This window comes from Pseudobutyrivibrio sp. OR37 (genome assembly GCF_900113655.1).
Lineage (GTDB): Bacteria > Bacillota > Clostridia > Lachnospirales > Lachnospiraceae > Pseudobutyrivibrio.
Genome location: NZ_FOQF01000007.1, coordinates 125009 through 140161, shown reverse-complemented (window position 1 = coordinate 140161; position 15153 = coordinate 125009). Strand labels below are relative to the sequence as shown.

13 protein-coding genes and 1 pseudogene are annotated in these 15153 nt (G+C 38.6%); 13 read left to right on the top strand and 1 reads right to left on the bottom strand.

The window, feature by feature from the left end; all coding sequences use genetic code 11:
* Nucleotides 1-199: pseudogene (locus BM097_RS16485) on the bottom strand (ISNCY family transposase); the annotation flags it as partial.
* Nucleotides 200-364: 165 nt separating this feature from the next.
* On the opposite strand from BM097_RS16485, the gene BM097_RS05445 reads away from it, so the two are divergent.
* The 13 genes from BM097_RS05445 to BM097_RS05385 all read left to right on the top strand — a co-directional run bounded on the left by BM097_RS05445 (nucleotide 365) and on the right by BM097_RS05385 (nucleotide 15151).
* Nucleotides 365-1102, top strand: coding sequence for a hypothetical protein (locus BM097_RS05445; RefSeq protein ID WP_090546701.1), 738 nt, complete (start codon nucleotides 365-367; stop codon nucleotides 1100-1102).
* 19 nt (nucleotides 1103-1121) lie between these two features.
* Nucleotides 1122-1844, top strand: coding sequence for a hypothetical protein (locus tag BM097_RS05440; protein ID WP_090546699.1), 723 nt, complete (start codon nucleotides 1122-1124; stop codon nucleotides 1842-1844).
* Nucleotides 1845-2001: 157 nt separating this feature from the next.
* Nucleotides 2002-2178, top strand: coding sequence for a hypothetical protein (locus tag BM097_RS16310; protein WP_177197380.1), 177 nt, complete (start codon nucleotides 2002-2004; stop codon nucleotides 2176-2178).
* Nucleotides 2179-2290: 112 nt separating this feature from the next.
* On the top strand, nucleotides 2291-5194 hold the full coding sequence (locus BM097_RS05435) for a DUF6240 domain-containing protein (RefSeq protein ID WP_090546697.1): 2904 nt from the start codon (nucleotides 2291-2293) through the stop codon (nucleotides 5192-5194).
* A 133-nt stretch (nucleotides 5195-5327) separates the two neighbouring features.
* Nucleotides 5328-6947 carry a flagellin N-terminal helical domain-containing protein gene (locus BM097_RS05430; RefSeq protein WP_090546695.1) on the top strand — a complete coding sequence of 540 codons (1620 nt, stop codon included), beginning with the start codon at nucleotides 5328-5330 and terminating at the stop codon, nucleotides 6945-6947.
* A gap of 132 nt (nucleotides 6948-7079) precedes the next feature.
* Nucleotides 7080-7556: a flagellar export chaperone FliS gene (locus BM097_RS05425; protein ID WP_090546694.1), complete on the top strand. Its 477-nt coding sequence runs from the start codon at nucleotides 7080-7082 to the stop codon at nucleotides 7554-7556.
* 230 nt (nucleotides 7557-7786) lie between these two features.
* Nucleotides 7787-8212, top strand: a complete 426-nt coding sequence (locus BM097_RS05420) for a prepilin peptidase (RefSeq protein WP_255406625.1) — start codon at nucleotides 7787-7789, stop codon at nucleotides 8210-8212.
* Between the two features lie 23 nt (nucleotides 8213-8235).
* Nucleotides 8236-9210, top strand: a complete 975-nt coding sequence (locus BM097_RS05415) for a P-loop NTPase family protein (protein WP_143084958.1) — start codon at nucleotides 8236-8238, stop codon at nucleotides 9208-9210.
* A 2-nt stretch (nucleotides 9211-9212) separates the two neighbouring features.
* Entirely contained in the window at nucleotides 9213-10424 is a 1212-nt protein-coding gene (locus tag BM097_RS05410; RefSeq protein ID WP_090546687.1) for a TadA family conjugal transfer-associated ATPase, read from the top strand.
* Nucleotides 10361-11143, top strand: a complete 783-nt coding sequence (locus tag BM097_RS05405; RefSeq protein WP_090546685.1) for a type II secretion system F family protein — start codon at nucleotides 10361-10363, stop codon at nucleotides 11141-11143. The genes BM097_RS05410 and BM097_RS05405 overlap by 64 nt, the downstream gene beginning before the upstream one ends.
* Nucleotides 11127-12332: a type II secretion system F family protein gene (locus BM097_RS05400; protein WP_090546684.1), complete on the top strand. Its 1206-nt coding sequence runs from the start codon at nucleotides 11127-11129 to the stop codon at nucleotides 12330-12332. Before BM097_RS05405 ends, BM097_RS05400 begins: the two co-directional genes overlap by 17 nt.
* A gap of 691 nt (nucleotides 12333-13023) precedes the next feature.
* Nucleotides 13024-13557: a restriction endonuclease subunit S gene (locus BM097_RS05390; protein ID WP_090546679.1), complete on the top strand. Its 534-nt coding sequence runs from the start codon at nucleotides 13024-13026 to the stop codon at nucleotides 13555-13557.
* 1 nt (nucleotide 13558) lies between these two features.
* Nucleotides 13559-15151, top strand: a complete 1593-nt coding sequence (locus tag BM097_RS05385) for a type I restriction-modification system subunit M (protein WP_090546677.1) — start codon at nucleotides 13559-13561, stop codon at nucleotides 15149-15151.
* The last annotated feature ends 2 nt before the right edge of the window (nucleotides 15152-15153 follow it).

Sequence of the window (15153 nt, the reverse complement as noted above, 5' to 3'; positions counted from 1 at the left end):
CCCAAAGTAACGCTTGCAAAGGGTATTTACGGGTTCTGCCCGTTGATGCATAGAAATGATTTCTGAAAGAAATCGGGATAATTTCATCAAGATTGATATAGGTTTCTAATAGAGCCAGAAACGCAGGCTTGTCATTTTCAAGTTTATCTTGGCAGTCTGAATAAATATCAGCCAAAGAAAGCTGTTTATATGGTATCATATATATCAGAATAACTCCTTTCTTGGTTAGTACAGTGGTTTCTCGTCAATTCTATTGTACCATATCAGTGGGGAGTTATTCTTTTTTAGTTAACAAAAAATGCCGCATTTACGCGGCTTGTGGCGTTTTGCAAACGCCTATGTTATGTTCACTAAGTTGGGGGATATGCATTATAAAGGAACAGCTTATCAAAACAAGGATTATGTATATTTCGATGTAGATGATTTTCATTCATTTGGAAGAAGGGCATCGAACTATAGGACATTTTTCCATGAAATGTCTCACGCCGCAGATTATTCTTATGGACAAAGAAAATGTAACGGAAACTATACAACAATTGATTACGTAGATAAAAATGGAAATACTTTAAATGATTATCTGAAAGCAGATGTGGAAAATAGAATCCGAACAGAGGTAGATGAGTATATAGAAAAAAAGAACTTAAATTTAACAGCAGAAGAAAAGAAAAAGCTGGAGGATGATGTTACTCATTTGATAATGAACACAGCGGATTATAAAAATGATCCTCCAAAGATAGATGATGCAATGACAAAGAAATGCTATAAGAGTGTCGTCTTTTCAATAAAAATTGATTTAGCGTTTAATGCTGGTGAGGCATCTGATGTATATGGTGGATATACAGGTAACACAGTTTCTTATTGGCAACATGATGCTGATTATTGGTATACAACAACTACGGATGCAAATGGGAATGAAGTTCCAGCATATGATGAAAATGGCGATTTAGTCCGTACAACGAAGCAGCCTTTAGAATGCTTCGCTGAATGTATGGCTGGTATGATTACAGATTGTGATTCAGGTATGGACGGATACAATTACTATTCCGAAGATGTCCAGAACACCTTCAACGATATAGCATCAGAAATGGCTGGAACTAACTAATTGGATTTGGGAGATTACTATGAAGAAAAAACATTTAATTGCAGTAACGCTTATGTTAATTATGTTAGCAGGCTGTGGAAAAGAAGTAGTAAATAGCAATCCTGATGTGGAAAAACAAAAAATAGAGGAGAAAGCTGAGGGCGGAATTATGAATGCAAATACCTTAATTGAATACTATGGCGATACATTGAAGGATATTCCAGAAGATTATATTCAGGGCTACATAGATGAATACAATATCAAGCAGGAAGATTTAGCAAAGATGCGCTGGGATGAAGAAATCATTTCAGATTACAATGATGGTGTCGCTGTTGGCTGTGACCCGGCAGATATTGTTACCGAAGATGAAAGTGATGAAGACATCGCCACATTTGTAACAGACATTAATAGAATCTATGTAAATGCTAATGTTCATACAACAGGAGAATTTGTTGAGGAGCACGCATCGGTAGCTGATGTAAAGGAAGGAAAAATATACAGCTATAAGGGCGGAACCTTCGATTATACAAAGGCAGAAAACATCAGCGACTTACAGGGAAGCAAGGATGATTATGCAGATGTATTAAAAAAGGCAGTTTCAGAAATAGAAAGCAATGATAACTGGGACGTAGAGCAGAACCTCCTAATCGTAATTGAAAACAGTAACAATGAAATTAAAAAATATGTTGTGTCAGGCTATAACACATCTGATGATTCAGCAGTGTATGAACTTATGACAAAATATATGAAAATTGAGCTATAAAAATCGTTTACTATAATCATTGTATTTTCACAACATCTTGTTATACTTTTAAATATAGTAATCCTATATTTTGTATTTCGCGAGCAGATTTCTGTCAAGAAATCTCGCAGCGGACCAAGAATTTCGCGAGCAGAGTTATGTAATGGGAGGTACCGGTATGAAAGAGCAGGATGTTAGGGCTGTTGAGGCTATGTGCAGTTGTGGAATGGATTTTGATACATTGTGTATTTGCTTTCCAAGTTTTACCACTGCGGATTTAAGATTAATATACGATAATTATAAAGGCGTCACACCACCTGTGAAGCAGGTGGCAGTCAGTGTAAATTGCTCATAATAAATATTAGATTGTAAGTCGAGGTTGAAAAACCTCGGCTTTTTTTAGTTAACATTTTTCCCTTCTCGTCCGAAATAGTTAATGTAAACGAAAACTACCCTGGAGGAACTATATGCAAATAGACGCACTCAAGGTAACGGATTACATCAAAACAGAAGGTACAGACAATCATGGATATGGCGTAGGTACCAGCGGTATCAAGGATGATAGCAAAGCAAACATTAACATAGAACTTAGAACATTATCAGTGGATAATGCCTTTTATGATAATAAAGGAAAGATGACTGATGAAGATTTCATGGATGACGTGAATGAAGCATCAGCTCTTGGTATGTCTACAGTTGAAAAGGTAAAAAACATTGAAAACGCCTGGGATGAAGAGGCCACAGCAAAGGTACGCGAGGACGGTCATAATCCTATGGACATGGAAGATGATACTCTCATCACTGTGGTAGATGAGATTAAAATGAATCTTGCAAAAGCAGGCGCCGACATTAGCAAGATGGGCGGATTATCGACAGAGGAAATTTCAGCCATGACAGGCTCGGTTGCACAGGCAGTAGAAATGACTAAAGGCCTATCTGATAAATTGCCAGTTGAAACTCAGGCATATCTTGTAAAAAATGAACTGAAGCCTACAATCACAAACATATATAATGCAACCTATTCAGCCCCTGTAAACGATAAGCTAACAGATGCGCCTAGCGATGAGGACATAGTAGACCTATTAGAAAATCTAGGGGAAAAGCTGGATTCACTTATAGACAGTGTTGAAGGTGAACATACAGAGGCTGCACTTAAAACAACAGTTGCAACCATGATGAAGCAAGATGTTCCTATTACGAAAGAACATCTTGAGTATATGGTGCAGCTGCAGGATTATGAAAAGCCAGATGAGGCAAATATCGTAAGTGCCATAGACGACATAATGGCAGAGGGTAAGGAACCTACTGAGGCATATCTTATCTCAGGCTATTCTCTTATGGACCAGGCCAAGAAGACCTTTGAGGAAGTGATGGCCATGGATGTAAACGAACTGCCAACCATCACAGCCCAACGTCAGCTTACAGAAATTCAGCTTACCATGACAGTTGAGGCTACATTTACCATGATGAAAAATGGCATAGATGTGGACACTAAAGACCTGTCGGATTTGCTGGATAAATTAAAGTTACAGGAAACAAATCTCCTTCAGATTTTGATGAAGGCGGAAAATAAGCAAGCCACAAATTCCAATGTGAAGCTGTTTACCCAGGTGATGAACGAAATGGCAGAAATCCAAGCATCTCCTGTAGCAGGGCTTGCCAGATTTTCTAACATAAATGCTGAAACCTTCTCCTACGTTCATGAGGTAAGTGTATCTGTAACCGCAGAATACAGTCGTATGGAAATGACCTATGAGGCAGTTGGTACAGAAGTAAGACGTGACCTGGGCGATAGCATCAACAAGGCATTTCAGAATGTAGATGACATACTTGCAGACCTTGATATAGAGGCAACGGCTTCCAGCCAAAAGGCAGTGCGCTCTCTTGCCTACAACCACATGGAAATCACTGCAGAATCTGTATCAACAGTTAAGGCTACTACAGAAATAGTGTCTCGAACCTTTAAGAGCATGACTCCTGCAGTAGTAGCAGAAATGATAAAGCGAGGAGACAATCCTCTTGATATGAACATGGGGGATTTAAAGGCAAAGGCTGAGGAAATCAAGGCGGAAATGGGAAGCTCCTCTGATGAAGAAAGCTTTGCGAAATTCCTGTGGAAGGCCGAGAGAAATTCTGATATCAGCCAAGCAGAACGTGATGCTTACATCGGAGTGTATAGACTTTTGCACCAAGTGGAAAAGTCTGATGGTGCAGCCATCGGAGCGTTGATAAGTCAGGGCACAGAAGTAACCCTAAGAAATCTTATGACAGCTGTTAGAAGTGCAAAGCACACCGGCCGCGAGTATGAAGTGAGCGACAAATTTGGTCAGCTGGACGAGATGGTAGTCACAGACCTTTCTATTACAGAGCAAATTGAAAAGGTATTCCTTACAGACAGATGTCGTGATGCCAAGGAAGCAATGACTCCAGACAAGATGAAAGCCTTCGGGGAGGATGCAATACTTTCCATGAACCCAGATGAGTTCGCTACTGCAATGGAGCAAACCCTGGATGAACAGTCGGAGTTAGCCTATAACCAGTATGTTACAGAGCAGCTAAAGACATCTATTAAGGCTGAGGAATCTGTTATAGCCGTATTGGATGAATACAATGTGCCTCATTCAGCAAATATGATTGCAGCAGTAGAGGCTCTCGTAGAAAATAATGGAAAAGTAATAAAGGACCTTTATGGCCGTGCTGCAAAACAGCAGGACATGGATATAGAGGATTTGATAAATATGGCTTATGAGCGTTTTTCTGAAGCTTGCCATAATCCTAAGGACATGCTTGAGGCCCAGGAGGCTCTAGGGGATTTAGCAGAAAACGTAATGAAGACCATGATTGAAACCGAGGATGTGCGTACTATTGATATGGATGGTATGAAGCTTGTTGTGCAGCAGGCTAGAGCTATGCAGAAAATGGCAGCCACAGGCGAAACCTACCATATCCCAATGATGATAGACAACGAGGCTGGTTCTATGAGCCTTAGAGTAGTTCGAGGAAGTGGAGAAACCGGCTTGATTAAGATGGCCCTTTACTTGCAATCAACAGGAACAATTTCAACCACCTTCAGATATGAAGCTGGTGAAGTAAAGGCTTCTGTAGAATGCGAAACAGCCCAAATGCGTCAGATGTTTGAGGAGCAGGCAGACCGAATCGCTGGCATTATGAAGGATTCCACCGGCTACGCCTTCAGCTTCTCATTTACCAGATCCATGGGTATAAGCGCAAGTGATATTTACAATTTAAATATGGGCAATTTTACTTCATCAACCAGCCAGCCAGAGTCCAACAAAGATTATGAAATACAAACACAAGCACTCTACAATATTTCACGAAGCTATATACAGGTAATAGCAGAGCTTTTTTAGCTCAAAAATGTATCTAATTTTGGTTAAGTTTGGACGCTTCAAACCGATATTATTGTTGTAAGGACATGGAAGACCTATACAACTAAAAACACACCGCACGGATGCTTGACTAGCTTTTATTAGGAGGCAGCATATGAGAATTAATAACAACATGTCAGCGGTGATTACTAACAATCAGCTTCTAGGTACTGAAAGTTCCCTTGCGGATGTAATGGAAAAATTAAGTTCTGGATTTAGTATTAACCATGCGTCAGATGATCCATCTGGAATAGCAATTGCAGGTAAGATGCAGGCTCAGATAGATGGTTTGGCACAGGCATCAACAAACAGTTCGGATGGTATATCCGTACTTCAAACAGCCGAAGGTGCTCTCAACGAAGTAACAGAGATGATTCAAAGAATGAGAGAGCTTTCTGTTCAGGCAGCCAACGGCACCAATTCTCTTTCAGAAAGAAAAACAATTCAAAAGGAAATCGATTCCCTTCTAGAGGAAATTGATAGAGTTGCAGAGACCACAGAATTTAACAATATCAACCTTCTAAATGGAGGACTTGATAATAGAACCTATGCAGAGCACGCAACTAGAATGCAAACATCTAAAACTGTGGCAGCAGGTATCTATGAGCTCACAATTAACGAGGCTGCAACTAGAGGTTCGACTGGAAGTAACAGCTTGATAGGAGATACTTTTACAAGCAGCACAACAAATAGTTACTTCAATACAAGAACAGATACATCAGTAGCCACACCTACAGGTGTGACAGATTTTAAGGACTTTATAAATCAAACAACCTGGCAGGTAGATAAAGTAGATTTGGGCGATGGCTCTACTATTACATCAGAATCTGGTAATGGCCTTGGAATGTCTGGTACCATAACAATTAATGGACATGGTGTGGAATTGACACAGGGTACTTCTGGCGAAGGTGTATACGAGCTTTTAAGAAATATTTGCGAGGAGGCAGGTGCTATCATTTCAAATCCAGGGGATGGCACAGCTTTTTCAATCCAATCTTATAAGTTTGGCGCACATGCCAATTTAAAGATTGATTTTTCTAGCATGGATTTTGCAAAAGCATTAGGTTTTGATACTAGTGACACAGACCTTTTCCCAGATGCAAACACACCAGTGATTGAAAGTGTTGGTACAGATCCAAAGATTACATTAGTAAAAAAAGGCACTGTAGATTCAAAGTCTTTATTTGGTGCTCAGGCCACAGTAAGCGCTGATGGAAATCATATTACAGTCAGTGACGTGGATGGGTTTGAATTATCCTTCCTGGCAGAGGCAGGATTTGATGAAAAAACAGATACAGCAACAGATAATAAGGGAAAAATTGTTTTTAACGTAACAGATATTGGTTCCATGACTCTTCATGTTGGAGCTAATAAGAACCAGAATATGGAAGTAAGAATTGCAGCAGTAACAACACAGTTCATGTATATAGATGATTTGAATGTTACAAGAGTAAATGGTCCAGAGGATGCACTAAATTCATTGGATGTAGCTTTAAGCTATGTAACCAGTGTTCGTTCACAGCTAGGTGCATACGAAAACAGATTGGACCACACCACAAAGTCACTTGATACAACAGGTGAAAACATGACAGCAGCTATCTCGCGAGTTGAGGATGCAGATATGGCAACAACAATGGTTGAGTATACAAAGCTCAACGTGCTAGAGCAGGCAGGTACATCAGCCCTGGCTCAAGCCAACGAGCTACCACAGCTTGCTCTACAGTTGCTACAATAAATTTCGCGAGCAGATTTCTGTCAAGAAATCTCGCAGCGGACCAGACATTTCGCCAGTAGATTACATGTCTAGCGGCGGACAAGGTTTTTCCAGAGTTTAGCTTAAGAACTTGCCTTAAAGGAGAGAAACAAAATGAACAAGGATAAGATTTCAGCTTTTACCTTAAAAATAGCATCAAGTAATGGATTAGGATTAATATCAATTCTTTATGATATATATGAAGAATATGAAAGCGATGCACTTGAGAATTTTGAAGCTGGCCAAGTGGAAGAAGCAATTGCAGCATTAAAAAAATGCTCACTAGTTGTGAACCACCTCCAGAAGGATTTGAATTTTAATTACAAGGTAAGTGGAAATCTGTACGCGCTTTACGATTATGTACAGCGAAATGTGTCAAAGTCCATATATAAGGCAAATTCGGAAGGCTTGATAGAAGCAAAAAGAGTAATGGATGAATTAGGTAACGCATTTGAGCAGATTGCAAAGGAGGATGATTCAGCACCTCTAATGCGTAACACGCAGTCGGTAATAGCAGGAATGACTTACGGAAAGGGGTCTTTAAACGAAGATATATTAGGTAACCAAAGCAGTAGAGGCTTTTGGGCATAAGTTAATAGGATGATTAGAGAAAAGAGGTTTCGAGCAGTCGAGACCTCTTTTTTTAATGATGTGTAATGGATTAAGTTGTGATTCATTAACAATGTCAAAAGGAAGCTGATGTAAAACACTGTGAGATTGTAACAAAAAATAAAAAGGGAAAAATAGCTAAAAAAATATTTAGCCCGAAATGCTATAGCTGAAATTATTCTGGGCATATATACTTGTCACTCGAAAGCGAGGTGAAAGAAACGAGCACGTTTTTGATCTGGAGCATTTTGACTGTTGCATCAGTTTTTGATGCCAAGTCTTACAGAATTCCAAATCAGCTTATTCTCCTGGGATATGTGGCGGGATTATTTTTGAATCTGCAGCAATACGGGGTGATAGGTATAACGTATTTCATATTGAAGGCTATATGGCCCTGTATTTGTTTATCGCTGCTAAATATATTTGGTAAGCAGATAGGGGCTGGAGATATCAAGCTGTTCTCTGTTATGTCAGCCATAGTGGGTACTAGGGTGGTAATAGAGGTGATGATTATCTCGGTTATGGTTGCTGCTATAGCCATTTTAGTAGTCAGCATATATGAAAGGCAATTAATGAAAAGAAATCTTCATTATGCACTGTGCATGTCGGCTGCGTTTTTTTTACTGCAGTTCAAATGATGAAATAATGGAGGTTGATGCTATTGAACAATTTTGAAGTCGCATTATGCGATTCCAATGAAGACTACATATTAAGATTTGCTTCGTATTTAATGAATGAATTTGAGGTAGGAATCCACATCTTCACAACACCAGAAAGCTTTTTTGCAGATGATGGGAACTATGATGTAACAATAATGACAGAGGAGTTTCAGGAGATTTGTGATTTCGGTTCCAACAAAAATATGGGGCAAAAATACATTCTATGCGAGCATAGAGATTGCGAAAAAGAAAATCATATCTATAAATATCAGGCAGTAAATTACATTTTAGATGATATTAGTCTGCTACGAAGACAGAGTGGCAGCTGTACCAAAAAATCTATTTCCAACTCAAAACTAATCGGCGTCTATTCACCAGTCGCCCACGAACTATCACTTCCTTTTGCCATGGCACTAGCCCAGGCATATAAATCGGCGGGGAGAGTTCTCTTTTTAGATCTGGAAGAGATTTCGATAATGCCAAGCTTACTTGGCAAGCACTGTGAAAAAAATCTCATGGATCTTCTATATGAAATTGATGCTGCTGATGTAGATTTAAATGATTATGCACATAGCTTTATGGGGTTCGATTACATTGAGCCGTTCCTTAATCCCCACGAAATATCTGAGATAGATATTAGCGGGTGGGAAGGTTTATTCAAGCAATTAGCTGTGGCTGAATATGATGTAATTGTAATCCTTTTTGGCAGGACAATTAATGGCTTTAATTCAATCCTGGATGGTTTGGATAAATTGTACATACTAGGGAAGCCCGGCGACTATTTCAAAAAGAGTCAGGATTTATTTTATGAGTACATAGCTAGATGTAATTCTATGGTTGCTACAGAAGATGTGCTTTTGCCAATGTCAGCAAAAAATCTCTCAGATAATTCCTACCAAATAGAGGAGCTGTTGCAGGGCAATCTTGGAATGTTCGCAAAGAAAATTGTAAATGCAAACAGACAAAGTGCTAATTAAAAATGATAAACATAGAGGATGAAATTCGATGCTTTGTTATGAATTCCATTGATTTATCGGTGGATATTTCAGACGAGGAAATCCTTAAGCTAATCAGAAACAAAATAATAGAAATCAGCAGAAATCAGCCTATATCTCTGGCAGATAGAAAGAGAATTGAAGGCCATGTTTTCAATTCTCTTCGTAAGCTGGATGTGCTTGAGGATTTGCTGAAGGATGAAGAAATCACTGAAATCATGATAAATGGCCCGGACGATATTTTCATAGAAAGAAATGGCCGGGTGGAAAAATCTACAGAAAGCTTTTCATCAGAAGAGAAGCTAAATGACGTGATACAAAGCATCGTTGCAAATAGTAACAAAATCGTAAATGAGCAGAATCCAATAGTGGATACAAGGTTGAGTGATGGCTCAAGAGTGAACATCGTGCTGCCACCGGCGGCGGTGGATTACAGCATATTATCAATTCGAAAATTCCCCAAGGAACAGATGACCATGGACAGATTAGAGTCCTATGGTTCAATTTCAAAAGAGCAAATTGATTTTCTAAAAAAGCTTGTAATCAGCGGATATAACATATTTGTTTCAGGAGGAACCGGTAGCGGAAAGACCTCTTTTCTGAATGCTTTGGGAGAATTTATTCCACAGGATGAGCGTGTAATCACCATCGAGGATTCGGCGGAGCTTCAGCTGAAAAACGTACAAAACCTGGTTCGTCTGGAGGCAAGAAATGCAAATCTGGAAGGTAAAAATGAAATTACTATTAGGGACTTGCTAAAGTCCTCCCTTAGAATGCGTCCGGACCGTATAGTGGTGGGCGAATGTCGTGGGGCGGAGGCTTTAGAAATGCTTCAGGCCTTTAATACAGGGCATGACGGGAGTCTCTCCACAGGCCATAGCAATTCCTGCAGGGATATGCTTTCTAGGCTTGAGACCATGGTTTTGATGGGGGCGGAAATTCCACTTCCGGCTATACGCCAGCAGATTGCATCTGGCATAGACATTATAGTGCAACTTGGAAGACTAAGGGATAAGAGCCGAAAATTGCTTGAAATAGCAGAGGTGCTGGAGCTTGAGGAAAATGAAATAAAGCTGAATCCTTTGTATCAGTTTCAGGAAAAGGAAGAAGTGGAGGGAAGGATAATAGGTGAATGGAAAAAAGTAGGAGACCTAAAACGAAAAGAAAAGCTAACAGCAAGTGGAATTACTCTATAAAAAATCTTCTAACACCAAAGTGCATCCCGGTTATTCAGGGAGTTCTCCTTACCATAGTGATTGCCTATCTTTTTTACAAATCCATTTTTGGAATTTTCATAGGAATCATACTTGTGCCTTTTTGGTGTAGGCTGGCTAAAATTGAGCAGCAGAAAAAAAGGAAGGCGAGAATTTTAATAGAATTCAAAGAATTAATGATGCTTATAGTGGCATCTTTGCAAACAGGATATTCGCTGGAAAAAGCACTTCTTCAATCTGAAAAGGAATTGAAAAGGTTATATCCCAAGGATTCGGTGCTGCTGCCTTTGGTGCATGTGATGAACCAGAAGATAAGCATGAATATTCAGCTGGAAAAGGCATTTTTTGAATTTGCTAAATCGGTAGATTTAGAGGAGGCAATTAGCCTGGCAGAGATTATATCCTTTGCAAAAAGAAGTGGTGGAAATTACGGAAAAAACATTAAAGACACTGCCATGAAGCTGGAGGAAAATCTTTCGATTAAGCAGGAGATAGAAACTATCACCACAGAAAAACGCCTTGAGTTAAAGGTGATGTGTGTGATGCCACTGGCAATTCTTGCCTATATCACACTTACTTCGGGCGCCTTTATTGCACCGCTATATGGAAATCTGCTTGGAATAGTCATAATGACTGGATGCCTAATGGGCTACGGCGCACTGATAATGCTGGGAAGGAGAATCATTGAAATCAACATATAAGAAAATCCTGATAGCATGTCTGGTGCTGGGCTTGGGCATGCTGGTCTACGACTATTTCAGCCTGCGGGTGAGCTTTGATGGGATGTTAAAACGAAACGAGGCAGGAAGAGGCCCACTGACAGACGAGCTGGAATTACACTTTAAGGGAAATGACAGAGATTATGAGATAGAGATAGCTGAAAAAGGGCTATCGAAAAAGCAACAGGAAAAAATATTTGCACAGGCCATAAAGGAGCTTGAGAGCAGCTATCTTGGGGAAAACAAAGCCCCAGATAAAGTCATATATGATTTGAATCTGCAAAAAAGCTACTGTGATGGAATGATTTTGGCAGAGTACAAGTTTGATAAATATGGAATTATAAGCGACGATGGCAGGCTGCAATACGAAAATATCCCTGAAGAGGGGGAGGTTGTAGGAATCGTTGCAGAGCTTATGTACAAGGATGTATCTGAGCTTTATTGTTTCAATGTGGTAGTAATGCAGCCCGGCCTAGATACCATCACAGGGCAGCTAAAAGCCATAGACAAGGCAGTGGAAAAGGCAGATAAAGCCACACGAACCAAGGACTATATCACTCTTCCAAACACAGCCGGAAACATGCAGCTGAAGTGGAAAAAGAAAATGAATTACAGAGGCTTGCAGGTGATGTTTTTAGGAATGGTGGCGGTGGCAGGGCTGATGCTTGGCAAAAAGAGGGACGAAAAGCTGCTAGAAAAAAAGCGACTAGAGGAAAAGGAGCGAGACTATCCAAGGATTGTCAGTGAGCTTTCTATCCTTATGGGCGCTGGAATGAGCTTTAGGAATGCATTAGAAAGAATCACCTCAAAATACAATGCCACCAAAAATAGTGGTCAGATTCGTCCAGGCTACGAGGAAATGGCACAGACCTATCGAAAGATAGTGGATGGAATGGGTGAAATAGCAGCCTTGGAGGATTTGGGGATGAAAAGCGAAAGCAAGGAATATAGAAAGCTAGCCATGCTGCTGTCCCAAAATCTAAAAAAAGGCTCCAAGGATTTGCTGGATAGTCTGGAAAAGGAAGAACGATACTCTTTTGAAATGCGTAAGCAAAGAGTGATTCGCGAAGGTGAGGAGGCATCTACAAAGCTGCTTTTGCCAATGGCAGGAATGCTGTTTATCGTAATTACGATACTGGTAGTGCCAGCAATGATGCAAATGAATATATAGAAAGAGGTAAAAGAAATGTTAGGAATTAAATATTTAATGTTAAAGCAGAAGGTAAAGGAATTTATTGAGGAAGAGGATGGAATCGGAACTGTAGAGATGAGAACATAGTTTTTTTAATTATAATTAATAATGACATTATAATCGGTTAAAGTCAGTAAATTCAAGGGATTATTAATTATTATTAATTTTTAAAAAAGTAATAATGTGATAGTGCACAAATACAGGTTTTTAAAAAATGAAATGTAAAAAGAATATAGAAACTTATAATTATTTTAACGAGATAAATAAGTCATATTTTAAGTTGATAAGAAGTAATAATAATTATGTGGAATTACAATCTAATAACACAAAACATTACTGGATAATAAATGCATATAGTAATAGAGTAGAAATATTACATAGGCATTCAGAAAGATATGAATATCATAAAGAAAGATGGAGACCTACATCTATTGATAATGCAGTAAAGCTAATAATTAGTCATGACATATTCCAGATGAATCATAGACGAAAAGTCGATAACGATATTTTGGCAGAGCTTATAGAATTCTACATGAGGGCAAAGTAAAAAATAAAATGCCCTCATTTTTTGTAATTTAACTAAATTACACTTGACAAACCCCGTTTTATGTTGTACATTAAAAATGTAATTTAGCTAAAGTACAAAATATAAACAGAGAAAGGAGCATAAATGAGCGTTTATAAATTAAGAGATGTAATTCAATTCTCAGTTGGTAAAAATGCTTCTCGAATAAAAGATAAAGATGCTGATTTGTATACACAAGAAGATTTCGATAATGATTTGCGAAGACGAAATAATCAGGATACGACAAAATGCATCATTAATCTTATGAAATCGAAAGCAACTATGATGACTGAGATGACCTCGGAAAAGTTTGTAACATCTAATTTTATTGAGTGTGTGATAGATGAAGACAAACTTTATCCTTGGTACTTCGTATATAAGTTTAATGAGGACAAAAAGTTTTGTCAACAATTTGCAGCGGCGGAGCAAGGTTATGGCGCTGGAGCAAGTCTGAAAAGACTTAATGTAAAACTTTTACAGGAAATGGAAATAGTTATTCCTAATATGAAAGAGCAAGTAGTAATTGGAAATATGTATAAACTGGCATTAGAGAAAGATAGATTGATGGAAGAACAAATGAGGCAAGTTCATACATACACAATGGAAATAATTAGATTAATAGATTCGGAGGATAGATAATATGACAGATTTAAAAGAATTAGAAACAGTTTTATGGGCAGGTGCAGATGTGTTACGCGGACAGATGGACGCAAATGAGTATAAGGATTATATTTTAGGAATAATATTCTTTAAGCATCAGAGTGACCAGTATTTATATAAAGCATACGATCTTATGTATGATGAGGAACCAAATTCACTAGATGATGCTCAGAAGGCATACGAAGAGATGTACAATAGTAGTTCTGCTGAAGCGCTGCTTAAGGAAATTAAAAATATTCTTGGCTACACATTAGAGCCAAATATGACAAATGTTCATATGATAAATCAAATAAATAATCATCAGTTCAATCGAGAAGAGCTGCAGGCAGCGTTTAATCGAATTCAGGAGTCTAATAGTGACTATGAAGGTTTATTTGCGGGCGTAAATTTGTACTCTCAGGTTTTAGGCTTGAGTGATCAGAAGCAGAGTCAATTGATTGCTGATTTAATGCTTGTTATTAATAAAGCTGATTTGGTACATACAGATGCAGACGTGTTGGGAAATGCATATGAATATCTGCTTGGTCAATTTGCGTCAGAAACAGGCAAGAAGGCTGGAGAATTTTATACACCAGGAGGTCCGGCACAGATTGTTTCAGGGATAGCAATGATGGGCCAGGAAGAAAAGAAGGGCTTACAAGTATATGATCCTTGTATGGGGTCAGGCTCGTTGCTTTTGAGATGTAAGAAATACTCTAAGAATCCAGATTACATTAAGTACTATGGACAAGAGTTAATGAATACTACATATAACTTGGCTCGTATGAATATGTTCCTTCATGGTGTATTGCCTGAAAACCAGACACTTAGAAATGGTGATACTTTAGATAAAGACTGGCCAACAACCGAAGAAACAGGCTTTGATTGTGTTGTAATGAATCCACCATATTCTGCAAATTGGTCTGCCAATGAAGGATTCATGAATGATGAAAGATTTATGGATTATGGAAAACTTGCTCCAAAATCAAAGGCTGATTATGCATTCTTATTGCATGGATTCTATCACCTTAAGGCTACTGGAACAATGGCTATTGTATTACCTCATGGTGTTTTGTTTAGAGGAGGTGCAGAAGGAGTTATTCGAGAAAAGTTGCTTAGAGATGGTTCGATATATGCAGTAATTGGACTTCCAGCAAACATGTTCTACAATACTAGTATTCCTACTTGTATCGTTGTTCTTAAGAAGCATCGTGAAGGACGAGATGTATTATTTGTAGATGCATCAAATCTGTTTGAAAAGAACAAGAAACAGAATGTTATGAATCAAGAGCATATTGATAAGGTGCTTGAATTATATGAGAAGCGTGAAAATATCGATAGGCTCGCAGCATTAGTGACTTACGATGAGATTGAGAAGAATGATTTTAACCTTAATATTCCTCGTTATGTTGATACTTCAGAGGAGGAAGAGGCGATTGATTTAACACAGCTTGTTGGTTCAATCAAAGATACTAACGTGTCAATTCGTGAATGTAACGAAAGATTCCTTGATATGTTAGGCGAGTTGGCATATGCCGATGATGAAACAAAGAATGCTGTTACTGAGTTTATGTCAATCGTTAAGGAGGTATAAGA